Consider the following 22,745-nt stretch of genomic DNA (forward strand, 5'->3'; position numbering starts at 1 on the left):
TATGCGGTGACGTACTTACCTCCGGGTATGTCACGGTCGGCACTGGTCGGCAACGTCACCGCGATGTTGGAGGACGCGGGCTTCGTGGTGAGCGAGCGCTGTGCCATCCGGCCCAAGAGCTTCGACGTCGCGGCCCGCCGCGGGGAGGAGGTCCTCCTCGTGAAGATCCTCGGCAACATCGACGCGTTCGACGGCCACACCGGCGCCGAGATGCGCCGCCTCGGCACCTACCTCGGCGCCACGCCGATGGTCATCGGGCTTCGAACCCGGGACGAGGAACTCAAGCCTGGCGTCACGTACTTCCGCCACGGCGTCCCGGTCCTCTCGCCCGACACGGCGATGGATCTCTTCGTCGAGGAGGTCCCGCCGCTCATCTACGCCGCGCCGGGCGGCCTCTACGTCAACATCGACAGCGACGTCCTCGCGGACGCCCGCGAGGAGCGCGACTGGTCGCTCGGGCGGCTGGCGAACGAACTCGGCGTCTCCCGCCGGACCGTCTCCAAGTACGAGGACGGCATGGACGCCTCCGTCGAGGTCGCGAGCCAGCTCGAAGAGCTGTTCGACGAGCCGCTCACCGCGCCCGTCGACGTCCTCGACGGCGCCGAGGAGGTCCGCGAGGACGAACCGACGCCGGAGGACCCCGAGGTCGACCCCGAGGACGAGCCCATCGTCGCCGTCCTCACGCGCGTCGGCTTCGACGTCCACCCGACGGACCGCGCGCCATTTAAAACCGTCAGCGAGAACGAGCGCCGCGAGGAGGAGATGCTGACGGGCCACTCGGAGCTCACCAAGACCGCCGAGAAGCGCGCCCGCATCATGTCCTCGGTCGGCAAGGTCACGCGGACCCGCTCGGTGTACGTCGTCGAGCGCGCCACCCGCGAGTCCGTCGAGGGCACCGCCATCGTCGAGGAGTCGGAGATGGAGAACCTCCAGGAGGCCGACGAACTCCGCGACCTCATCCGCGAGCGCGCCGACCTGGAAGGCGGTTCGGCGTAAGCGCGGTCTCGCCGTCGGATTCTCCGCTACTCGAAGGCGTAGAGCCGCAGCGTCGTCGGCTCCGGAGCTCCCCCCCGCGCCCGGTCCCGGTTCGCCGGCAGCGTCTCCCAGCGTAGCGCGTACGTGCGCGTATCGTCGTTGTTGTCTCCCGTTTCGCTGTCCGGCGGTTTCGCCGCGTCCGCGGCCCACTGCACTTCGTGACCGCCGGTCGTCGGCTGTCCGAGTTCCTCGGGGAGGCCGTGCCACGGCGCGTCGGTCCGCTCCACGGCGAGCGTTTCGGGGTCGAGAATCCAGCGACCGGGGCCGTATTCAGCGTGCCAGAACGTCTGCACGAGCCGATCGTCGACGACGCGGACGGGGTCGACGAGGATCTCGTCGTCCAGCGTGCCGTGACCGCCGAACGCCCAGCGGTAGTCCCAGTCGCTGACCTGCGAGACGGTCCATTCGTCAGCCGCTCCGTCGAACCGCGCGTCGTAGACCTGCGTGTTTCCGTCGGCGTCGTGCCTGTGATACGAGAGAACCGGTCGCCCCTCCGCGTCGAAGCTCACGGCGACGTTGCTGTTGAGCAGGCCGTCGCCTGCGGGGACGGGGTCGACGACCGCGCCGTCGTCGACCGTGATCGGCAGGTCGAGCGCTCGCCCGTCCGCTCGCTCCCAGTCGACGAGGTCCGGGCTCCGGGCGTACGAGAGGTCGTGGTTCGTCGCGGCGTCGGGCGTGTCGCGCCACACCCACGCGAGGTGGTAGTCGCCGTCCGGACCGCGGAGCGGCCCGGTCGGATAGGCGTTCATCTCGCCGCGGCCGTCCAGCAGCGGCTCGTCGAGTAGTCGGCGCCACGTCTCCGCCTCGGGGTCGTAGGCGTTCAGCAGGCGCCGGCCGTCGCCGCTCCCGCCGTCGCGGTACATGAACACGAGGTCGCCGTCGGGACCGTCGAGAAAGGTCGGATAGGTGACCGCGTCCTCGTCGCGGCCGACGAGGGCGTCGACGCGTTCGAGCGTCGTTGCGTCGAGCGGTTCGGTGCTCCGGAAGTACACCAGCGGGTCGACGTGCATGTTCCCGCTGACGTGGAGGTGCCCGGCGGCGTCGACGGACATCGCGATGTCATTGTGGCTGTCCCACTCGACGCGCTCGTCCAGAGCCGTCTGCGTCCACTCCTCCTCGTCCAGATCGCGCTGGGCGACGGTCAGCCACCGCTCGGCGTCGTAGTAGGCGACGAACTGCCGGTTCTCGACCGTCAGCAGGTCGAACCCGACCGGATGTCCCGCCCACACCTCGTCGACGTCGAGCACGGTCTCGACGCTACGTTCTCTCGGCGGTCGCATGCCCGCTCTACCTGTGTCGCCGACGTAATAGTTCGGGTCCCCCGAGAGCGGGCGCGGCCGTCCCGCGGTCAGTCCGCGGGGTGGGTCGGCGGCCGGCGGTGCTCGTCGTCCTCGTCCTTGCGCCGCCGGCGTGCGACGATCTCGCTGGCGACGAACGGCGCGGCGACGATGGCGCCGGCGAGCCCCCACAGCGAGGTCTGGAACAGGTCGATCCCGGTGGCGCCGGACGCCGCGCCGGCGGGGTTGCCGACGACGACGGCGCCTTTCATCCCGGCGGCCTGGTGGGGCGTACAGGCGTATTTCACCACGCCCTGCCCGTCGAGTTTCAGCGCGTAGGTGTCGCCCTGCGACCCCTGCATCGGGCTCTCGAAGTCGTGGGTCTCCCCGGAGACGTTGTGCTGGCCGCCCTTGCCGGTCCACTCCCAGACGACTTTGGTGCCGGGGTCGACCCTGACCGCCGCCGGGCTGAAGGCGAAGGGGCCGCCGTTGCCCTCGGCGCCGACCTTGATGGTCACCTCGTCCTGCCCGGTCTTGTCGACCGTGCCGTCGAAGTTGCCGACGTTGTCGAACCAGCCCTCGTAGTCGGGTTCGACGAACTCGCCGCCCGCAGCGGTGCCGTCGCCTCCGGTGTCGGTGCCGCTCCCGCCGTCGCTGCTCGACCCGCTCGACCCGCTCGCGCTCGGGACGGTCACCTCGGCGTCGCCGACGATGACCGCGCCTTTCATCCCCATCGCCTTGTGCGGGACGCAGGCGTACTTCGTGACGCCCGCGCTCTCGAAGGTGTGGGAAAACGTGGCGCCCGCCTCGCTGATCATGTCCGAGCTGAAGCTGCCGTCCTCGGCGACGACGTTGTGCGGGGTGCCCTCGCCGGTCCACTTCCAGACGACTTTCGTCCCGGGGTCGACACGGACCGCCACGGGCCCGAAGCCGAAGGCGCCGTTGTTGGCCTGCACGCCGACCTTCACCGTGACCTCGCTCTTGCCGGTCTCGTCGACCACTCCGTCGACGTTGCTGACGTTCGAGAACCACCCGCTCAGGTCGGTCGACTGCGCCGCCGCCGGCGCGGACCCGACCGTCGCGAGCCCGCCCGCGGTCGCCCCGATAGCGAGGGCCTTCATGACGGTGCGCCGTCCCTCGTCGATGCCGTCGTCGGCGTTCATATCTGGAGGTAGCCACCTGACACACATAACCCGCGACGGGCGTTCCCAGATGCTGGGAACTCCTTTCGGTGGTTCCTCGCGGCCGAGAACCCGCGTCCCGGTATATGTGTCTCCTCGACCGATATCCAGGTGAAGCCATGACCCGATCCACGGCCACCCGTCGGACGTTCCTGAAGACCAGCGCCGCGGCGGGCGCCGCCGCAGTCGCCGGCTGTGCCGGCGAGATTCCCCAGGACAAGGTCACCTACACGGAGGCCGACAGCGGCCCGCAGTCGCTCGACGCCCCCAAGGCGACGACCGCCGACCGCGTCGCCGCCGACCCCACGGACATCCCGGCCCCCATCGACCGCGACGAGCCCGCCACGGTCGAGGCTGAACTCACCACCGAGGAGGTCACCGCCGAGATAGAGCCCGGCGTCACCTTCGAGTACATGACCTTCGACGGGCAGATTCCGGGGCCGATGATCCGCGCTCGCGTCGGTGACACGGTCAATCTGACCGTCCACAGCGACGACGGCAACCGGATGCCGCACAACGTCGACCTGCACGCGGTGCGCGGGCCCGGCGGCGGCGCCGAGGCGACGACGGTCGCGCCCGGCGAGACTCAGCGCGTCCGCTTCAAGGTCACCTACCCCGGCGCGTTCATCTACCACTGCGCCGTCGCGAACATGGACTACCACATCTCCTCGGGGATGTTCGGCATCATCCTCGTCGAGCCCGAGGATGGCCTGCCCGAGGTGGATCAGGAATTCTACCTCGGCCAACACGAGGTCTACACCGACGGCGAGACGGGCCAGGAGGGACACCACACCTTCGACATGGGCGCGATGGCCCGCGAGGAGCCGACCTACGTGCTCATCAACGGCGAGAAGTACGCAATCACGTCCGACAAGTACGCCGACATGACCGCTCAGGCGGGCGAGACCGCCCGCGTGTACTACTGCGTCGGCGGCCCGAACCTCGCCAGCAGCTTCCACCCCATCGGGAGCGTCTGGGACGAGGTGTACCCGCAGGGCGGCCTCGGTGGCCGACCCCAGCCGAACATCCAGACGACGCCGGTCCAGCCGGGCAGCACCGCCGTCGCGACGATGCACTACCCGGTCCCCGGCCCGATCAAACTCGTCGACCACGCGCTCTCGCGGGTCGCCCGCAAGGGTGCGCTCGCCGTGATCGACGTCCAGGGTGGGGAGAACCCCGAAATCTTCGACCCGGAACCCGACGCCTGACCGGCGTCGGCGGACCGCCGGGGTGGGGGTTTCGGCGTGAGTGGCGTTCGACGGTGTCGCCAATTCCTGTTTTCAGATGTGGCGCGCGCTGTCGAGCGTGCCCGAGCACTGCGAGGGCCGCGAGGCGGAGCCGTGCGAGGGATGACTGAGGGAGCGCAGCGACCGAGGGAATCGGCTGGGGAGGTGTGTGGTGCGGTGCTGTGCCGTGGCTGTCCTGGCGGACTGAAAGGGCGAGACCTGGTCGCGTGGTCTGCGCGGGCCCTATCCGAGGGAGCGCCAGCGACCGAGGATATCCCGCACAGACCGCGCGAGCGGGTCGAGGGCTTTCACCACCTGTTGTTTCCTGCGGTGACTCCGACTGCTAGCGAGCGGGTCGAGGGCTTCTATCGCGCGCTGTCGCCGTCATTCGAAACGATTCCCCGGATACGAATTCCACCTCCCTCCGGAACTGTAAACACCCGTCCGGTCCTCTCGACAGTTGACACAATGGACGCCGACCCGACGTTCTACGACGAACGACTCGCGGCGGAGATGGACCGCGGCGAGTTCGTGCTCGCGGTCGTCACGGCCACGAAACCGGACTTCTACAAGCAGGCGCCGGTCGTCGCCGCCGCGCGCGAGCGCGGACTGCCCTGCTTCGTGATCCACACCGGCCAGCACTACGACGACCTGCTCGGACACGGCCTCGAAGAGTACGACCTGGAGGACTCCATCGCCGTCGACCTGGGCATCCGCGGCGACCTGAGCGAGAAGACCGCCCAGACGATGCTCGCCGTGCGACAGTTCGCCGAGCGCCTCGAAGAATGGCCGGACACGACGGTCCTGCCGCTGGTCCACGGCGACACCCACGCCGCCGCCATCTTCCCGCAGGCGTGGCTGTTCGCCACGAATCAGCAGGTCGCCCACAACGAGGCGGGCCTCCGCGGGATGGCGCCGGACTACGACGCCGTGCCGTCCGCGGGAGCCGCAGCCGGAAGCGACGCCGGCGGTGACTACCCCGACCCCGAGGCCCTCGTGGAGGAGCAGTGGAACGGCGAGTGGTCGGTCGACCGGACGGAACCGTTCCCCGAGCAGTACGACACGTTCGTCGGGTCGGCGGCCGCCCGCTATCACTTCGCGCCGGTCGAACTCAACCGCGAGCACCTCGAAGCCGAGGGCTACCCGCGGACCGTCGACGGGCGCGAGCGCATGCCCGTCGTCGGCAACTCCGTCGTCGACGCGATTCAGATGAAGGAGGGCCACGACGGCGAGAGCGTCTTCGACGTCTACCCCGTCCTCGACGAGCGCGACGACTGGATCCGCGTCGATATCCACCGTCGGGCGAACCTCCTGCCCGGCCGCTTCGAGGCGCTCGTCGAGGGCGTCGTCGCGCTCGTCGAGGACGGCCACAACGTCAACTTCGTCGAACTGACCGCGACGCGCCACGCGCTCGAACGCCACGGCTACCGCGACCGGCTCCAGCGGCTGGCCGACGAGCGCGAGAACTTCCTGTTCACCGGGCTCTGGAAGAAACACGCCCACGTCTACGAGTTCCTCGAATCCGGACAGTGCCTCGCCGAGCTGACCGACTCCGGGAGCATGCAGGAGGAGCTCAACCACATCGACGAGGCCTGCTGTCTCACGGCGCGGTTCAACACCGACCGGCCGGAGACCGTCTTCGAGGCGAACACCAACCTGCTCGTCCCGCCGATATCGGGCGAGTTCGTCCACGAGATGGTCACCCACGCCCTCGAATCCGACGTGCGCGAGCGCCTGCAGTCCGGCCCCGACCTGTACGGCGAGAACGTCGGCGAGCGAATCGTGGACTTCCTCGCGGAGCGCCGCGACGAGGGCGTCTTCGAGTGGTCGCACGAACGCCAGGGGTTCGACGGCGTCGGCAGCGAGACCGTCGACTACCTCTAAGCGATTGTCTAAAAAGGGACCGCCCGCAGAGACAGCTCTAGCTCCCGTACTCTTCTTCGAGGTACTCCACGATGTCAGTCCCACCTTTTTCGCCTCGGGGTCGCTACGCGACCCACTCGGCCAAAAATCTGGACCAAAAAGGCGAGCGCTCCCGATTGTCGCGCTCGCAGAGACCGCCCTAGCTTCCGTACTCTTCTTCGAGGTACTCCACGATGTCGTCGCTCTCGGGCATCCCCTCGACGTCGTTCTCCTCGTCGACGAGGACGGGGACGCCGGTCTGGCCGCTCACTTCCTCGACCTCGGTCCGCTCGTCGTGCGAGCGCGGGACCATGTGCGACTCGTACTCCAGGTCGAGTTCGTCGAGTTTCTTCGTGACCTTCGCGCAGTAGGGACAGCCTTCGAGTTCGTACAGTTCGAGGTTTGCCATCGTCGGGAGTTAGGGATCGAGTGGCAAGAGACCAACGGTCGCGTGTACCGGCCGCGCACGGCCGACGGAGCCGCCGCTCCGAGACCGGTCCGCGCTCAAAGCCACTTTGAAGCTTACGGGGGTGGTATTTGTGTACCGAACGATCCGACGAGTGCATGGCATCCAGACGCCCTGACCGGTCCCCTCCGGACCGCCGTACTGACCGACGCACCGCCCGCGAACAACCGCGTGACCATCGAACGTCGCCAGCGGGGGTGGTCGCGTGACCGCCCGACGGCTGCTCGCCGCGCTCGCCGTCGCGGCGCTGCTCACCGCGCCGATGGCCGGCGCCGTCGCCGCCGGCGAGGCGGCCCCCTCGTTCGCAGACGACGGGTACGAGGTCGCCCAAGGCGAGACGGCCGAAATCGCGATCGATATGAACGGAACCGACACCGCTCGGTTCACCGTCGGCGACGCCGAGGAGGTGAACTTCGAGGTCCGAGGGACGGTCACTGACACCGACGGCGACGGGACGGTAACGGTCCGATTCGACACCGGCGCGGCCCACGAGTCCGGGCCCGCTTCGTACCTCACCGCCGCCGGCGACGACGTGATCGAGAACCGGACCGAGGTCGACGGGGTCGACCAGCTGCTCAACCGGGCGCCGTACGGTCTCCGCCTCGGCGATCCCGGGGACCCGGCCGCGACCGCGACGCTCTCGGTCCTGTCCGAGGGCAGCCGTCATCTGGACGACGAGACGCCGACCGACACCGCCACACCGACCGACGGTGCCACCGCGACGCACGACGGGACGACCCTCGACACGACCGACGGCGAAGTCCGCGTCGCTCCCGAGGCGGGGCAGACGATCTCCGGCGAGACGACGCTCGACGCCGGAACGCCCATCTCGATCCGGGTAGTGTCCGACTCGCCGTCGTCGCCGTTCCTCGTGACGGCAGAGACGACGGTCGCGGACGACGGCACCTTCGAAGGCACGTTCGACTTCAGCGACATGTCGTCCGGGACGCCCATCGACGTGTCCGTCCGCACCGACGACCGCCGCCTCGCCGCCAGCCCGGGTCAGATCGTCGACTGCGAGACCGACTGTCCGACGGGGACGGCGACCTCCGGCGGTAGCGACGGCGAGACCGCGACGCCCACGCCGCTCGCCACCGACGAGATCCGGGTCCACGACATCAACCGGGTCGACCAGGGCGCCGTCGCCCGGATCCCGGTCACGTTCGGCGACGCCGACGCGCTGACGATCACTATCGGCGACCAGGAGGCGGTCAACTACGAGACGACCGCCTCGATCCGGGACACGAACGGCGACGGCCGCGCCGTCGTGCTCTTCCGGACGAACGCGACCGCCGACGCCGACCGACCCGCGCTCGCGGTCGCCGAGGCGGGCGAGACCCGCCCGGCGAACGTCACGAGCGAAACGACGCTCGATTCGGTCCTCGATCCCGCGCCCTACTCGGTCGACGTGTTCTCGGGGCCGGACGCCGACGGGAACCCCGCGACGGTCGGCACGATCGTCGTGCAAGCCGGTGACGGCGGCGGCGAACAGAGCGGCGACAGCGGAAGTGACGGCGACGAGACAGCGACCGACGACGAGCCGCCCGGACCCGGCGACGCGACCGTGGCAGCCGACGACAGCGGCTCCAGCTCGTTCCTCACCGGCGTCGGCGCGCTCGCGCTCGGCGGACTGCTCGCGTTCGGCGCTATCGCGATGTTCCTCGGGTTCGTCCGCAGCTGATCCGCACCGTCGAGAGTCACACGCCACTCCCGCTGTTTTCGTTCCCCGATTCCCCGTTTCCCGCCGGTTCCGCCAGTCGCGGTTCCGTCCGCCGCGGTTCCGCTCATCGCAATTCCGCCTACCGCCGCTCCGCCGATAGTATTCTCGCCTGATCTGGCTCCCGTCACTCGTCACGAGTCGCCACTCGCAGGACTAGCGTCGGCTATCTCGTCAGTACGGTCAGCGCAGGGCTCCCGCGTCGGCCGGCGCTCACCAGTCGAGCGCGAGCGCGACGACGGAAGCGACGGCGAGGCAGGCGAAGAAGAAGAGGACGCCGGGCTCGACGACGTCGAAGACGACCCAGGCGAGCGAGCCGGGTTCGCCCAGCGTCGCGTTCGGGCTGGCGGGGATGGCGCTAGCGTCGTCGATGGCGGGACGCGCGATCCGTTCGGCGCCCCACTGGACGAAGAGTGCGGCGACCCCGAGCAGGCCGATGCCGCCGACCACGTCGGTCAGCGACCGCTGGACGCGCGGTCGCATCTCGCGGTTGCCGACGATGACGAGCGGGTCGCTCGCGGGGCCGTAGACGGTCATCTCGTTGCCCTTCTCGGAGTACCGCGAGTCGATGGCCTCGACGAGGCCGGCGTCTTCGAGGTTCGAGACGTGGTAGTGGACGTTCTGGACGGAGGTGTCGATGCGGTCGGCGATCTCCGAGGCGGTGCGGGGCTGTTCGAAGAGCGCGCGGTAGACGGCCCGGCGGGTGTCCGTCGCGAGCGCGTCGAGGACGTCGTCGGTCTCCTCGCCCTCGACGTCTAACACCCGCAACTGCTCGTCGCTCGTGGCCGTCCGGTCCTGAATGCGGTCGATGAGCCCCGACATCTGTCCGTACACGCCGATCCATTCGCCGGTACTATAGCCCTGTCCGTAGGTTAAATCGCGCTTTGAACGCCCCTATCCGGTCGCGTTCGTCGGCCGGCCGACCGCTCGCCGCGGCGCGACCACGCCGTGGCCGGCGACGGTGTCGGTGCCGTTCGGCCCCACGTCGACGGCCGTCCGTTCGAGACGGTGTTCGACTCGATCCGGCGCCAGCCCGGGGCGGGAGTCGAGGACGAGCGCGGCGACGCCGCCGACGTAGGGCGTCGCGGCCGACGAGCCGACGAGGGGTTCGTCGTACCCCCTGATTTCGTGTCGAGCGGGCGCGACCAGGTCGACGCCGAGGCGGCCGTCGAACGTCGGGCCCCGGGAGCTGAACGGCTCGATACCGCCGTCTCGGGGGTCGTAGGCGCCGACGCCGACGACGCCCCTGCCGGTCGCGGGCGCGGCCAGGCTCGATTCCGGCTTCGCCCGCTGGAAGCGGTGAGTCGGCGAGGCGAGGCGGAGGTGCGCACCGGTCGCGTTCTCGGGCCCGCGGACGGCGACGTAGTAGGTCCCGCCTTCCAGTCGGGCGTTGATCCGTGCGTTCGGGACGTCGTCGGCTCTGTACGGCTGCGAGCGAGCGACGAGCCGCGACTCGTTGCCCTCGGCGCGGTAGAGTTCGGCTGTGTAGGACTCGTTGGCGTGGGCCCGGTCCCAGGAGAGCCAGATCTGCGTCCGGCTGCCGCGGCCGGCGACGTAGTTGCGCGTCGTCTCGCCGAAGCGAAGCGTGCCGTTCTCCACGTCGTCGTAGCGGCCGTGCCAGTGGCCGCGGGCGAGGTTGCCGGTCGGCGCGACGAAGACGACGCCCTGGCGGCGGGCCCACTCCCCGAGCCGCGCGACGGCCGCGCTCCCGTCGCCGGGCGTCCCGTAGAACGACACCGGCGCGACGATCACGTCCACGTCCGACGTGACGAGCCAGGTCACCGCGTGCCGGAAGTCCCGCGTCTCGTCGAAAGTGGCGAGATACAGCTCCGCGCCGGGGGCCGTCCGCGAGAGCACGGCGGCCGTCGCGGTGCCGTGGCGGTTGCGGCCGCCGTTGGACACGGTGGCCCCGTCGCCGAAGGCGCGAGCGTCCACGACCTGGTCGGCGAACGTCGGGTGGTCGGTGTCGAACCCGGTGACGCCGACGACGCCGACGGTGACGTTGCCGCCGTCGACGCCGGCGGCGTGGAGGCTCCGGAGGTCGGTGTCGGTCGGTCGAGGCGCCCGGTCGGCGGCCGCCGGCGCGCCGGGCGTCGTCAGCGCGAGCGCGCCGATGGCGGCCGTCAGACAGAGGAGGGCGGCCGCCACGACCGCGAGGGCTCGTGTGCGGGAGGGCATGCGGGGGACTGGTCGCCACTCGGTCCGGCGTCGAAAAAACGATACCGGTGTGGTTACGCGGTCTCTGCGGCGCTGTCGCCGTCTGCCTCGTCGCGGCCGCCGGACTGTCCGTCGTCGGACGGCGGCCGGTCGATCTGGAGCGTCGAGAGGACGAGATACCCGATCGCACCGACGAGGAGCCCGCCGGGGATCAGCAGGGTCAGCGCGGGGGTGAGCCGCTCCTCGTAGACCGTCGCCCGAATGTACCGGTGGAACTGGATCACGAGCACCGAGAGGGGGATCACGACCGTCGCGGCGCAGCGACGGACCGTCCGCTGGAGGGCTTCGTCTGCCATATCGGTCGAGTGGCACCGCGAGCGGCAAAAACGGTCGGGATCGGCGCCGACGCCTCGGCCGCTACTCGTCGAGGAAGTCCGGTTCGAGGCGCTTCGCTTCGCGCTCGTCGCGGAGGTGCGCGCGGAAGTCGTCGGGGTCGACATCGCGCGCCTCGCGCTCGGCGCGGTCCCGGACCGAGACGGTCCCCGATTCCTCCTCGTCGGGGCCGACGATCAGCATGTACGGGACGTTCTCGTCGTGCGCGCGGCGGATCTTCCGCTGGAGCGTGTCGTCGCCGTCCGCGACCGAGACGCGGAAGCCGTCGTCGTCGAAGTCGTTCTTGAGGCGGTGGGCGTAGCCGAGCACCTCCTCGTTGAGCGGGAGCACGCGGACCTGCTCGGGCGCGAGCCACAGCGGGAAGCGGCCGGCGAAGTGCTCGATCATGACGCCCATGAACCGCTCGAAGGTGCCCAGCAGGGCGCGGTGGATCATCACCGGCGTGTGCTCCTCGTTGTCCTCGCCGACGTAGTTCAGGTCGAAGCGCTCGGGCTGGACGAAGTCGAGCTGGACCGTGCCGACGGTCCACTCGCGGCCGATGGCGTCCTCGGCGTCGGCGGCGATCTTCGGCCCGTAGAAGGCGCCCTCGCCGGCCTCGACCTCGTAGCCCTCGCCGAGGGAGTCGAGCGAGCTACGCAGGTCGTCCTCGGCGCGCTCCCAGAGGGCGTCGTCGCCGAAGGCCTCGTCGGGCTGCGTTTCGAGTTTGAACGTCACGTCGAGGCCGAAGTCGTCGAGCACCTCGTCGATGACCTCCAGCGTGCGGGTGACCTCGCCCTGGATCTGGTCGCGGCGGACGAACGCGTGGCCGTCGTCCTGGGTGAACCCGCGCACGCGGAGCATCCCCGACAGTTCGCCCGAGCGCTCGTTGCGGTAGCAGGTGCCGAACTCGGAGTAACGCTTGGGGAGTTCGCGATACGAGCGCCGCTGGCGCTGGTAGAGGTGGACGTGGTTGGCGCAGTTCATCGGCTTCAGGCCGTACTCGTCGCCCTCGTCGTCGTCGGTGCGGGCGCTGGCCTGCTCCCAGTGGAACATCTCGTCCTCCTCGCAGAAGTGCTCGTAGTGGCCCGAGGTCTTCCACAGGTCCGTCTTGTTCAGTTCGGGCGTCCAGACCTCCTCGTAGCCGAGTTCGTCGTTCTTCTCGCGGATGTAGTCCTCCAGTTCGCGGCGGATGGCCATCCCGTCGGGGTGGAAGTGGACGCAACCGGGGGAGTGCTCGGGGATAGAGAACAGGTCCATCTCCTGGCCGATGCGGCGGTGGTCCCGGCGCTCGGCCTCCTCTTTGCGCTCCCAGTAGTCTTCGAGGTCCGACTCCGATTCGAAGGCGGTGCCGTAGACGCGGGTGAGCCGCGCCTCGTCCTCGTCGCCGCGCCAGTTGGTGGCGGCGATCTCCCGCAGGTCGACCGCGCCGATCTCCCCGGTCGAGGCGACGTGCGGACCGGCACAGAGGTCCTCGAAGTCACCCTGGCTGTAGAACGAGACGGTCTCGATGTCCTCGGCGGCGCCGCGGTCGCCGGCGGCGAGGTCTTCGAGGATCTCCTCCTTGTAGGGGTCGCCGGCGACGCGCTCGCGGGCCTCCTCCAGGGGGACCTCCTCGCGCTCGATGTCGAGGTCGTCCTCGACGATGGACTCCATCTCGGCGACCAGGTCGTCCAGGTCGCCCTCGTCGATGTCGACGCCGTCGAAGTCGTAGTAGAAGCCCTCCTCGGTCGGCGGGCCGGTGGCGAGCTTGGCGTCGGGGTAGTGGCGCAGGACGGCCTGGGCGAGGACGTGGGCCGCCGAGTGGCGCAGCACCTGCAGGTACTCGTCCGCCGAGGGGGTGACGATCTCGATGGTCGCGCCGTCGTAGACGGGGTCGGCCTTGTCGACGAGTTCGCCGTCGAGCTTCCCCGCGACCGTGTCGTCGCCGAGGCCGGGCCCGATCTCGTAGGCGACGCCCTCGACTGTGGTGCCCGACGGAACGTCGAGCGTGTTTCCATCGGGCAGTTCGACCGTTACTGAGGATTCCTGTCGTGACATGTCATCGACCTCCGGATCGCCACGCGTCGCTTGCCGGCTGAGTGCGAGCGTGAGAACGTGGCGGTGACTGGTTATGGGGCGCGAGGCCCGCGTGTAAAGCAGTCACCTGCCATCTTGGACTCCGCTAACGCGCAATCGGATAAAAGGGTTGTGACGTGCGCCGACCGCCGGGCGCCCTTGCGAGACAATGGCACTCCCGGTCTCGGCCGGTCAGACGTCCACGTCGTCGGGGGCGTCGGCGAGCAGATCCGAGGCGGTCAGCAGCGACTGCAGTTCCAGGTCGTGGTCGGCGAGGTTCTCGGCGGCGCCCTCCTCGCGGTCGACGACGACGAGGACGCGGTTCACGACGGCGCCCGCCTCGCGCAACGCCTCGGCGGCGTCCACGGCGCTCTGGCCGGTCGTCGCGATGTCTTCGAGGACGACGACCTCCTCGCCCTCGGCGAGGTCGCCCTCGACGAGGTTCGCGGTGCCGTACTCCTTTTTCTGCTTGCGGACGATGACGTAGGGGCTGCCCGACTCGACGCTGGTGACGGCGACGAGCGGGACGGCGCCGAGGGCGACGCCGGCGAGTTTGGTCTCCCCTGCGTGCCCGCCGGCACGTTCAATGCGTTCGGCGAACGCCTCGGCGATCAGTTCGAGGCAGTGGGGGTCGGTCTCGAAGACGTACTTGTCGACGTAGTAGTTCGAGGTGCCGCCGTGGGAGAGCTCGAACTCGCCGAACTTGACGGCCTCGGCGTCGCGGAGCGCGTCGATGAGTCCCTGCTTGTCCATACCCGTTCCCTCGGCACCCCGGCGTTTATCCGATTCGGTGTCCGTCTGCGGGCGGCCGGCGGAGCGACCGTCCACGGGCGCGACGCGCACTGGGGAGACCCCTCAATGTGCGTCCGGAACCACTATGCGGCCAGACCGCTGAGTACTCCCCAATGAGGGTCTTCGGGTCGAGCGGCGTGCGCGGGGTGGTCAACGACGACCTCACGCCCGAGTACGCCACGGACGTGGCACAGGCGGCCGGTTCGGTCTGGGGTAGGGACGGTGACGTCGACCGTGTGGCCATCGCGCGCGACACGCGCGCGACCGGCGCGATGCTCGCCGACGCGGTCGCGAGCGGCCTCGCCAGCGTCGGCCTTGACGTCGACCGCCTGGGCGTCCTCGCCACGCCCGGCCTGCAGGCCTACGCCGAGCGCGAGGGGGTCCCCGGCGTGATGGTCACCGCCTCGCACAACCCGCCGGAGTACAACGGCATCAAACTCGTCGGCGCCGACGGCGTGGAACTCCCCCGCGAGCGCCTCGAAGCCATCGAGCGCCGCCTGCTCGACGAGACCGTCGAGCGCGTCGCCTGGCACGAGACCGGCGACAGCCGCCGCGTCGACGGCGTCCGCCGAGCCTACATCGAGGGCCTGCTCGCCGCCGTCGACCGCGAGGCCGTCGCCGCCGCGGACCTGACCGTGGCCGTCGACCCCGGCCACGGCGCGGGTTCGATCACCAGCCCCGACTTCTTCCGCCGCCTCGGCTGCTCGGTCAAGACGATCCACGCACAGCCGGACGGCCACTTCCCCGGCCGCGACCCCGAACCCGTCGCCTCCAACCTCGGCGACCTCCAGCGGTTCGTCCGCTCGACGAACGCCGACCTCGGCGTGGCCCACGACGGCGACGCCGACCGCGCCATCTTCGTCGACGAGCGCGGCGAGTACGTCGAGGGGAGCGCCGCGCTCGCCGCGCTGGCCGCCGCGGCTATCGACGAGGGCGACACCGTCGTCTCCGCCGTCAACGCCTCCCAGCGACTGGTCGACGTGACCGACGAGGCCGGCGCCGACCTGACGCTGACGCCCATCGGGAGCACCTACATCGTCTCGCGCATCCGCGACCTGCGTGCCACCGGCGAGACCGTCCCCGTCGCCGGCGAGGGCAACGGCGGCATCCTCTTCCCGAGCTACCGGATCGCCCGCGACGGCGCCTACACCGCCGCGCGCTTCTGCGAACTGCTCGCTCACCGGGGCGAGCCCGCCAGCGAGGTGGTCGCTCGCTACGACGACTACGTCAACGTCCGCCGCGACGTCGAGTACGACGGCGAGCGCCAGCGCCAGGCGATGCTCGACGCCATCGAACGGACCGCCCGCGAGTCCGTCGCCGACCTCGACACCACCGACGGCTACCGCCTCGACTACGGCGACGGCTGGGTGCTCGCGCGCCCCTCCGGCACGGAACCCGTCGTCCGCATCTACGCCGAGGCGCGCACCGCCGACCGCGCCGAGGACCTTGCCGATCAGCTCTACGGCGCCCTCTCCGGGCTCCGGGTCGATTGAGAACGGTCCCCAAACCCCTCCGTTTCGGGTGGAGAAAATCGGTTGACACGTTTTCGATGAGGGGTGGCCCGCCGCGCGATACGCACGGTCAGAACCGTCGATAGACGGCGGTCACGGTCGAGATCTCACCGGACCACGGTCACGGTCACGGGGGCCTCGCCGACGACCGTCGTCGCGACGGTCCCGAGGAGCCGCCGACCGAGGTCCGACCGATCGCCGCCGTGACCGCCCATCACGACGTGGTCGACGCCGCGCTCGCCGACGGCCTTCAGGATCGTCTCCGCGGGGTCGCCGGTCTCGACCACCGCCTCGACGCGCCGATCGCCCTCGGCCGTTCGATCGCGCGCTTGCTTGACCAGTCGTTCCGCACGCTCGCGGGCCTCGGACTCGCGCTCGTCGCCGGGTTCGAGAACGCCCCCTTCGCTCATCGAGGCGTCGATCGGGGTGACGACGTTGAGCACGGTGACGCCGCAGTCGAAGGTCTCCAGTGCGTGCGCGAGCGCGTCGTCGGCGAGCGGCGACCCGTCCAGCGGGACGAGCACGTGCGAAGGCGGCATACGTGATGGTTGCGCGTCGAGTCCCAAGTATCCACGGCGAGCCGGGGGCCCGAGGCAAGAACGGCACGATATCGCCGCCGACGCCGCACTCTTTGCGCTCGCTCACGCACCTCCCGATAATGCGTGCCGCAGCCTTCACCGAACTCGTCGGACCGGACGGCGTGGACGTGATCGACCGACCCGACCCGGCGCCCGAACCGGGCGAGGCGGTGGTCGACGTCGACGCGTGCGCGATCAACCGCCACGACCTCTGGATCCTGGAGGGCGACTCCGCGATGGTCGACGCCGACGACCTGCCCTTCGTCACCGGCCTCGACGTGGCCGGGACCGTCCGCGAGGTCGGGCCGGACGTCGCCCGCCTCGACGCCGGCGACCGGGTGGTCCTCTGTCCGAACGAGACCTGCGGGGTCTGCCGATTCTGCCGCGAGGGCCCCGAAAACCGCTGCGAGAACTTCTCGCTGTACCACGGCGGCCTCGCGGAGCAGGCCCGCGTGACGGCCGACCGGCTCGTCCCGCTGCCCGACGGCGTGGACGCGACCACCGCCGCCGCGCTCCCGACGGCGTACATGACCGCCTATCGGATGCTCGAGCGCGCCGAGGTAGACGCCGGCGACACCGTCTTCGTCCCCGGCGCCACCGGCGGCGTCGGCGTCGCCACGGTCCAACTCTGTGATGTCCTCGGCCTCGAATCGGTCGGCACCTCGCGCTCGGCGGCGAAGCTCGACCGCGTTCGCGAGGTCGGGCTGGACCACGGGATCGAATCCGCCGATATCGACGAGATCAGCGAGTCCGTCGACGAGCCCGTCGACGCCGTGATCAACCACCTCGGCGGCGAGTTCTCCGAGCTGGGCCAGTCCGTGCTCCGGCGCGGCGGCCGGATGGTCGTCTGCGGACGGACGGCGGGGAACACCTCGACCTTCGACGTCGCCGACCTCTTCCTCGGGCACAAACAGATCATTGGATCGACGATGGGCACCCAGCCCGACCTGGAACGACTGGTCGAGTTCGTCGCCGACGGCGCCTTCTCGCCGGTGATCGACGAGACCTACCCGTTGGAGGAGACCGGCGCGGCGTTCGCGGCGATGCAGGATGGCGAGAGCGTCGGGAAGCTCGTCGTGGAACCGTAGCCGAGTAACTGTGATTCGCGAACGTGTGACGGAATTGAGAAGATAGTCCCGGGAAGATTCGAACTTCCGTCGTCAGCCCCAGAAGCTGACAGGATTGGCCACTACCCCACGGGACTCTGACATGTCGCCCTACCGTGTTTTGGGCAACGCTACACCCGTAGGTTGGACGGAGTAATACTTGAGTGTTGCGGAGCAGAGAGGTCCTGTGAAACGGTAACGTCCCTGCTGAATTAGGCTTCCTCGTCGATCGGAGACGGGACGTCGTAGTGTTCTCTGCGATGACAGTTGGCACAGAGCACTTCGCAGTTCTCTATCTCGTCGCGGATGCTCTCTCTCGCGTAGCCGTAACTGACCATCTCTCCGACGCCAAGATCCTTCTCTGCGGAGTTAGTGTGGTGGAAGTCGAGATATGCGGGATGACCGGCCCCGCACCGCTCACACTCGTAGTGGTCACGCTTCAATTCGTGGAGCCAGGCGCGCAGCATCTCCCTCCGATCTTCTTTCTTCTGGATCTCCTTCTCTCGGTTCTTGTAGTACCAGCGCTGGTATCCGGACAGCTCTTGCCACACTTTGTCCTCGGGTAGTTCGACGTCGTCGGGTTTCGGCTGAACGGGAAACCCACCGTTTTCCCCCTGTGCGTACGTCTCCAGTCCCGCTTTCTCTTTCGCTTCGTTCCATCCTCCCATGATCCGCATGATCGTCGATGCCGCTGGCGTCAACTCCAGTTCGACGTACTGCTTCTTCGTGGGCGCCTCGTCCAGAAGTTCCGCCGCTCTATGGAGCGATTCGATGCATTCCTGTTCCGTTCTCTCCATGTTCTCGCAGACTAGTTTCGATTTATTAATGAGTAGCCACGGAGTGAAAGTGAAACTGAGTCTACAGTCTCTTCTCGTAAACGATCCGCTCCCCGGTCGGCGTCTCTTCCCGGCGCACTTCCCGATAGCCGAACGACTCGTACAGCCCGATCGCGGCCTGCTGGCGCGGTGTCGTGTCGAGTACCAGCCGTTCGAACCCCAGTTCGACCGCGCGGGCCTCCAGTTCCCGCAGAATTTCACTGCCGTACCCCTGTCGCTGGTGGTCGGGGTCGACGCGCATCCGTCGGACGACGGCTGCCGCGGGGTCGCTCTCGTGGTGGTCGATGGCGGTCGCGGACTGGACCGCGCCCATCGCGACGAGCGCGCCGTCGAGTTCACCGACGAGGAAGGTACCGCCGGCGTCGAGGTACGCCGACTCGACGCGCCGGAGGTCTGCGTCCAGGTGGGCGTACTCCTCGTCGTAGGCACCGACGTCCCGGAGCGCCCGCTCGTGGAGGTCCCAGACCGCGTCCTCGTCGTCGGCTTCGTACCGGCGGACGGTGAGGTCGGACACGGCGGATCGATGAGGCGTCTCGGCGATACCGTCTCGGCGAGCGGCAACGACTGCCGCATCCGCAGAGCCCGTCGCACCTCGGCAATCTTGCGATCGCTCGGCGCGGCTCCGCGGACCGCCGACTCGCTCACGAGTCGACGGCGCCGACCTGCACCTTCCAGAGGTCGGCGTACTTCCCGTCGCGGGCGAGGAGGTCGTCGTGAGTGCCTTGCTCGACGATCTGCCCGTCGTCCATGACGACGATTCGGTCGGCGTTTCGCACCGTGGAGAGCCGGTGGGCGACGACGAAGGTGGTCCGCTCGGCGGTCACCTCCTCCAGCGAGCGCTGGATGAGGACCTCCGTGCGGTTGTCGACGTGGCTGGTCGCCTCGTCGAACACCAGCATCGGCGGGTCCGCCAGTAGGACGCGGGCGATGGCGATCCGCTGGCGCTGCCCGCCCGAGAGCATGACGCCCCGCTCGCCGACTTCGGCGTCGTAGCCCGCCTCCAGGTCGCTGATGAACTCGTGGGCACCGGCGGCCCGCGCGGCGGCCTCGATATCGGCGTCCGTGGCGCTGTCGACGGCGTAGGCGATGTTCTCGCGGATGGTCCCGGTGAAGAGGAACGGGTCCTGTGCGACGTAGCCGATCGACCGGCGGAGCGAGGCCCGAGAGAGGTCGCGGACGTCGTGACCGTCGACGCGGACGGTGCCCTCGTCGGGGTCATAGTACGCCTGCAGGAGTTTCAGCAGGGTGGACTTGCCGGCGCCGGTCTCGCCGACGAGTCCGACGGTCTCGCCGGGTTCGACGTCCAGAGCGACGTCGCGGAGGACGCGCTCGTCGGTCCCCGGATAGCTGAAGGACACGTCGTCGTACTCGACGCGGCCCTCGGGGGTCTGTAGTTCGGTCCGGCCGTCGTCGCGCGGCGGTTCGATGCGCTGGACGCCGAGGATGCGCTTGGCGGAGGAGTTGGCGCCCTTGTAGAGGCCGGTCACCCAGGCGGCGAAGCGGACCGGGAGCACGAGGCTCTGGGTGTAGTACATGAACGGGACGAGTTCGCCGGCGGTGATCGTGCCCGGGAGGAACCAGAAGCGGCCGTTGATGGCCCACTCCGTGCCGACGAACAGGGTCGCGACGAAGGCGGCGCCGGCCAGCATGCGCAGCGAGGGCTGGTGGCGGACGCCGACGAGGTTGGCGCGCCAGCTCGCCGTCCGGTGAGCGGCCGACTGGCGCTCGACGCGGTCGGTCTCGTGGCCCTCGCCGCCGAACGCCTTGACCGTCTGGATGCCGCTGACGTTCGTCTCCAGCAGCGCGTTGAGGACGCCCGTCTCCTCGCGAACGTCGTCGTTCCTGGCCTCGTGGCGCGCCCCGTACCAGTGGTTGACGGCGATCAGGACCGGCGCGACCGCCAGCGAGATGAGCGCCAGGTGCCAGTTGAGCAGGGCCATGTAGACGAGCGAACTCGCGATCATGGAGACGGAGACGACCCCGAGGTTCGGCGCGACCTCGAGGAACCGCTCCAGTGAGTTGACGTCGTTGTTGAGGACGCTCATCACCTCGCCGGTCTGCTGGGTGTCGAAAAATCCCATGTCCAGGCGCTGGACGGTGTCGAACGCGTCCACGCGGACGCGGTGGAGCGTCCGCTGGGCGAAGAGGAAAAACGAGTACTCGGCGAGGATGCCCAGGCTCATGTCGACGAGTTTCAACCCGAACAGGAGCGCGACGGTGAACCCGAGCTGCGGCGTCGGCTCGCTCGGGATCCAGCCCGTCGGGACCAGTGGCAGGGCGTAGGCCCGGTCGTTGAACATCGCGTCGAAGGCCAGCCCGATGATGAACATGTCGAGGTTCGAGATGAACTGGGCGCCGACCGAGGAGATACCCCCGAGTCCCACCCAGCGCAGGTCGCCGCGCCCGCCGTCGCGGAGCAGGGAGAGCAGCGGCCAGCGCTCGTCCTCGGCCGCCGCGGCGATCCGTCCGCGCTCGCGGCCCTCGATTTCATCGCTCGCGTCTTCCGAGGGCTCGCTTCGCTCGCCCTCGCCTTCGCTATCGCTCATCGGGGCACCTCCCCGTCGGCGACCGGTTCGGCCGCGTCGTTCTCACCGCTCCGCTCGCGGCCCCGCGCCCGCTCCAGGAACGCCTCCGAGACGGCGTCGAGGTCGCCGACCTGCACATTCCAGAGGTCGGCGTACAGGCCGTCGCGGGCGAGCAGTTCCTCGTGGGTACCCTGCTCGACGATCCGGCCGTCGTCGACGACGACGATGGTGTCGGCGTTCCTGACCGTCGAGAGGCGGTGGGCGATCGCCAGCGTCGTCCGCTCGCCGGCCAGGGCGTCGATGCTCTGCTGGATCTGCCGCTCGGTCTCGTTGTCGACGTGGCTGGTCGCCTCGTCGAGGACGAGGATCTCGGGCTCGCGCAGCAGCGCGCGGGCGATGGCGATGCGCTGGCGCTGGCCGCCCGAGAGGCTCTCGCCGCGCTCGCCGACCTGCGTGTCGTAGCCGTCGTCGAGGCCGGTGACGAACTCGTGGGCGCCGGCCAGCTTCGCCGCCTCGACGATCTCGTCCTCGTCGGGGTCATCCGCGCCGTAGCCGATGTTCTCGCGGATCGTCCCGTAGAACAGGAACGGGTCCTGGGAGACGTAGCCGAGGTGCTCGCGCAGGCTGCGCGGGGAGACCGTGGACAGGTCGGTGCCGTCCACCCGGACCGACCCGTCGTCGGGCTCGTAGAACCGGAACAGCAGCTTCGTGATCGTCGACTTCCCCGCACCGGTCGGGCCGACGATGCCGACGAGCGAGCCGGGCTCGGCGGTGAAGCTCACGTCGGAGAGGATCTGCTCGTCGCTCCCGCGGTAGCTGAAGTCCACGCCGTCGTACTCGATGCGGCCCTCGCGGACGTCGAGGTCGTCGCCGGTCTCGGTGGCGTCGCGGTCGGTTTCGAGGACGGCGACGATCCGCTTGCTGGAGGCCAGCGCGTTCTCGTAGCTGTCGAGCACGTCGAGCATGAGCTGGCGGATCGGGCCGTAGAAGGACTTGCTGTACAGCAGGAAGGTCAGGAGCGTCCCGGCGGTCAGCGAGTGGCCGAGGACCGGGGGCGCGCCGTTGAGATTGACGTACGCGCCGACGGCGAACAGGCCGATGAAGGAGAACGAGGACACGGACCAGCTGCTGAAGTTGAACGCGAGGCGCAGGCGGATGACCGACCAGTTGCGGTCGCGGTACTCGCGGGACGCGCTCGCCACGGCGTCGCGCTCGCGGTCCTCACGGGCGAAGCTCTTGACCGTCGCGATGCCGTCGATGCTGTCCTCCAGGCGCGAGTTGACGGCGCCGACGCTCTCGCGGACGTGTTCGTAGATCGTCTCGACGCGCGTCGTGTACCAGTGGCCGAGCAGGGCGAGGCCGACGGGCACCACGAGGAGCAGCGCCGCCAGCCGGAGGTGCAGCGTCGCCATGAACGCGAAGGCGACGGCGATCTGCGTCACGAAGCGCAGCCCCTGGACGGCGTTGTCGGCGAAGCCGTTCAGGTTGCTCACGTCGTTGTTGAGGACGCTCATCACGTCGCCCGTCTGGCGCCGGTCGAAGAATCCGAGGTCGCGCCCGACCAGCGCGTCGAACGTGTCGACGCGGATGTCGTGGAGCGTCCGCAGGCGCGCCGTCCCGGCGATCCTGCCGGCGAACCAGCTCAGCCCGCCGTCGAGTAGGTACGCCCCCGCGAGCAGGCCGACGGTGAACGCGACCTGTCCCTCGGTCGTCTTCGGGATCCACCCGGCTGGGACGCCGGGGAGCGCGTAGGGCGTGCTCGACAGGAGGATGGCGTCAAGCGCGACGCCGACGACGAGCGCCGGCACCCGCTGGGGCACCTGCGCCAGCGCCGTCCCGACGATCGCGACGACGTACCGCGGGACGTAGGGACGGGCGTATCGGCGGACCAGGTGCCAGAGCGGATTGCCGACGCTGTCCGGCACTTCGAACTTCGACGACTCGGAGGACTCACTCACGTTCGATCACCGCCGCGGGATCTCGGAGGCCGATTCCGCCGCGTACAGCGA

At 69.4% G+C, this 22,745-nt stretch carries 19 protein-coding genes and 1 tRNA gene; 6 read left to right on the top strand and 14 right to left on the bottom strand.

From position 1 onward, the window contains the following. Nucleotides 1–27: 27 nt before the first annotated feature. Nucleotides 28–996, top strand: coding sequence for a transcriptional regulator (locus tag PSC72_RS14055; protein WP_274322044.1), 969 nt, complete (start codon nt 28–30; stop codon nt 994–996). A 26-nt stretch (nt 997–1,022) separates the two neighbouring features. Here PSC72_RS14055 and PSC72_RS14060 read toward each other — a convergent pair whose 3' ends face one another. Further along, nucleotides 1,023–2,315, bottom strand: coding sequence for a BNR repeat-containing protein (locus PSC72_RS14060; RefSeq protein ID WP_274322045.1), 1,293 nt, complete (start codon nt 2,313–2,315; stop codon nt 1,023–1,025). A gap of 68 nt (nt 2,316–2,383) precedes the next feature. Further along, nucleotides 2,384–3,475 (bottom strand): halocyanin domain-containing protein, encoded by a 1,092-nt coding sequence (locus PSC72_RS14065; RefSeq protein ID WP_274322046.1) that lies wholly within the window; start codon nt 3,473–3,475, stop codon nt 2,384–2,386. A 137-nt stretch (nt 3,476–3,612) separates the two neighbouring features. On the opposite strand from PSC72_RS14065, the gene nirK reads away from it, so the two are divergent. Together nirK and PSC72_RS14075 are read left to right on the top strand one after the other, a co-directional pair. Further along, entirely contained in the window at nt 3,613–4,701 is a 1,089-nt protein-coding gene (gene nirK, locus PSC72_RS14070; protein WP_274322047.1) for a copper-containing nitrite reductase, read from the top strand. A 486-nt stretch (nt 4,702–5,187) separates the two neighbouring features. Continuing rightward, the gene (locus tag PSC72_RS14075) at nt 5,188–6,603 is read left to right on the top strand and encodes a UDP-N-acetylglucosamine 2-epimerase (protein ID WP_274322048.1); all 1,416 of its coding nucleotides are present in this window, start codon (nt 5,188–5,190) and stop codon (nt 6,601–6,603) included. A gap of 178 nt (nt 6,604–6,781) precedes the next feature. Here the strand turns inward: PSC72_RS14075 and PSC72_RS14080 are convergent, their stop codons facing one another. Further along, entirely contained in the window at nt 6,782–7,030 is a 249-nt protein-coding gene (locus tag PSC72_RS14080) for a glutathione S-transferase N-terminal domain-containing protein (RefSeq protein WP_274322049.1), read from the bottom strand. A 262-nt stretch (nt 7,031–7,292) separates the two neighbouring features. On the opposite strand from PSC72_RS14080, the gene PSC72_RS14085 reads away from it, so the two are divergent. Next, complete coding sequence (locus tag PSC72_RS14085; protein ID WP_274322051.1) at nt 7,293–8,768, top strand: DUF7827 domain-containing protein; 1,476 nt, start codon at nt 7,293–7,295, stop codon at nt 8,766–8,768. A gap of 249 nt (nt 8,769–9,017) precedes the next feature. Here the strand turns inward: PSC72_RS14085 and PSC72_RS14090 are convergent, their stop codons facing one another. The 5 genes from PSC72_RS14090 to pyrE all read right to left on the bottom strand — a co-directional run bounded on the left by PSC72_RS14090 (nt 9,018) and on the right by pyrE (nt 14,141). Beyond that, the gene (locus PSC72_RS14090; protein ID WP_274322053.1) at nt 9,018–9,626 is read right to left on the bottom strand and encodes an ArsR/SmtB family transcription factor; all 609 of its coding nucleotides are present in this window, start codon (nt 9,624–9,626) and stop codon (nt 9,018–9,020) included. Nucleotides 9,627–9,698: 72 nt separating this feature from the next. Next, on the bottom strand, nt 9,699–10,982 hold the full coding sequence (locus tag PSC72_RS14095; RefSeq protein ID WP_274322054.1) for a S8 family serine peptidase: 1,284 nt from the start codon (nt 10,980–10,982) through the stop codon (nt 9,699–9,701). 53 nt (nt 10,983–11,035) lie between these two features. Continuing rightward, nucleotides 11,036–11,317 (bottom strand): hypothetical protein, encoded by a 282-nt coding sequence (locus tag PSC72_RS14100; RefSeq protein ID WP_274322056.1) that lies wholly within the window; start codon nt 11,315–11,317, stop codon nt 11,036–11,038. Between the two features lie 61 nt (nt 11,318–11,378). Continuing rightward, the gene (thrS, locus tag PSC72_RS14105; protein WP_274322057.1) at nt 11,379–13,370 is read right to left on the bottom strand and encodes a threonine--tRNA ligase; all 1,992 of its coding nucleotides are present in this window, start codon (nt 13,368–13,370) and stop codon (nt 11,379–11,381) included. A gap of 210 nt (nt 13,371–13,580) precedes the next feature. Beyond that, nucleotides 13,581–14,141, bottom strand: a complete 561-nt coding sequence (gene pyrE / locus PSC72_RS14110) for an orotate phosphoribosyltransferase (protein WP_274322058.1) — start codon at nt 14,139–14,141, stop codon at nt 13,581–13,583. A 152-nt stretch (nt 14,142–14,293) separates the two neighbouring features. Here pyrE and glmM point away from each other — a divergent pair, with 152 nt between their 5' ends. Further along, the gene (gene glmM, locus PSC72_RS14115; RefSeq protein WP_274322059.1) at nt 14,294–15,673 is read left to right on the top strand and encodes a phosphoglucosamine mutase; all 1,380 of its coding nucleotides are present in this window, start codon (nt 14,294–14,296) and stop codon (nt 15,671–15,673) included. 125 nt (nt 15,674–15,798) lie between these two features. On the opposite strand, the gene PSC72_RS14120 is transcribed toward glmM, so the two are convergent. Next, entirely contained in the window at nt 15,799–16,230 is a 432-nt protein-coding gene (locus tag PSC72_RS14120; RefSeq protein WP_274322060.1) for a universal stress protein, read from the bottom strand. 119 nt (nt 16,231–16,349) lie between these two features. Between PSC72_RS14120 and PSC72_RS14125 the strand changes: the two genes are divergently transcribed. After that, the gene (locus tag PSC72_RS14125) at nt 16,350–17,357 is read left to right on the top strand and encodes an alcohol dehydrogenase catalytic domain-containing protein (protein ID WP_274322061.1); all 1,008 of its coding nucleotides are present in this window, start codon (nt 16,350–16,352) and stop codon (nt 17,355–17,357) included. A 43-nt stretch (nt 17,358–17,400) separates the two neighbouring features. On the opposite strand, the gene PSC72_RS14130 is transcribed toward PSC72_RS14125, so the two are convergent. From PSC72_RS14130 to PSC72_RS14150, 5 genes are all read right to left on the bottom strand, one after another. Then, nucleotides 17,401–17,473: transfer RNA gene (locus PSC72_RS14130), tRNA-Gln, on the bottom strand. Between the two features lie 114 nt (nt 17,474–17,587). Further along, on the bottom strand, nt 17,588–18,172 hold the full coding sequence (locus PSC72_RS14135; protein WP_274322062.1) for a homing endonuclease associated repeat-containing protein: 585 nt from the start codon (nt 18,170–18,172) through the stop codon (nt 17,588–17,590). Nucleotides 18,173–18,233: 61 nt separating this feature from the next. Next, nucleotides 18,234–18,725, bottom strand: a complete 492-nt coding sequence (locus PSC72_RS14140; protein ID WP_274322063.1) for a GNAT family N-acetyltransferase — start codon at nt 18,723–18,725, stop codon at nt 18,234–18,236. Nucleotides 18,726–18,852: 127 nt separating this feature from the next. Next, a complete protein-coding gene (locus PSC72_RS14145) occupies nt 18,853–20,757 on the bottom strand; it encodes an ABC transporter ATP-binding protein (RefSeq protein WP_274322064.1) in 1,905 nt (634 codons plus the stop codon). Further along, on the bottom strand, nt 20,754–22,694 hold the full coding sequence (locus PSC72_RS14150) for an ABC transporter ATP-binding protein (protein WP_274322065.1): 1,941 nt from the start codon (nt 22,692–22,694) through the stop codon (nt 20,754–20,756). Before PSC72_RS14150 ends, PSC72_RS14145 begins: the two co-directional genes overlap by 4 nt. Between the last annotated feature and the right edge of the window lie 51 nt (nt 22,695–22,745).

It is taken from the genome of Halosimplex aquaticum (assembly GCF_028747785.1).
Taxonomy (GTDB): Archaea; Halobacteriota; Halobacteria; order Halobacteriales; family Haloarculaceae; genus Halosimplex; species Halosimplex aquaticum.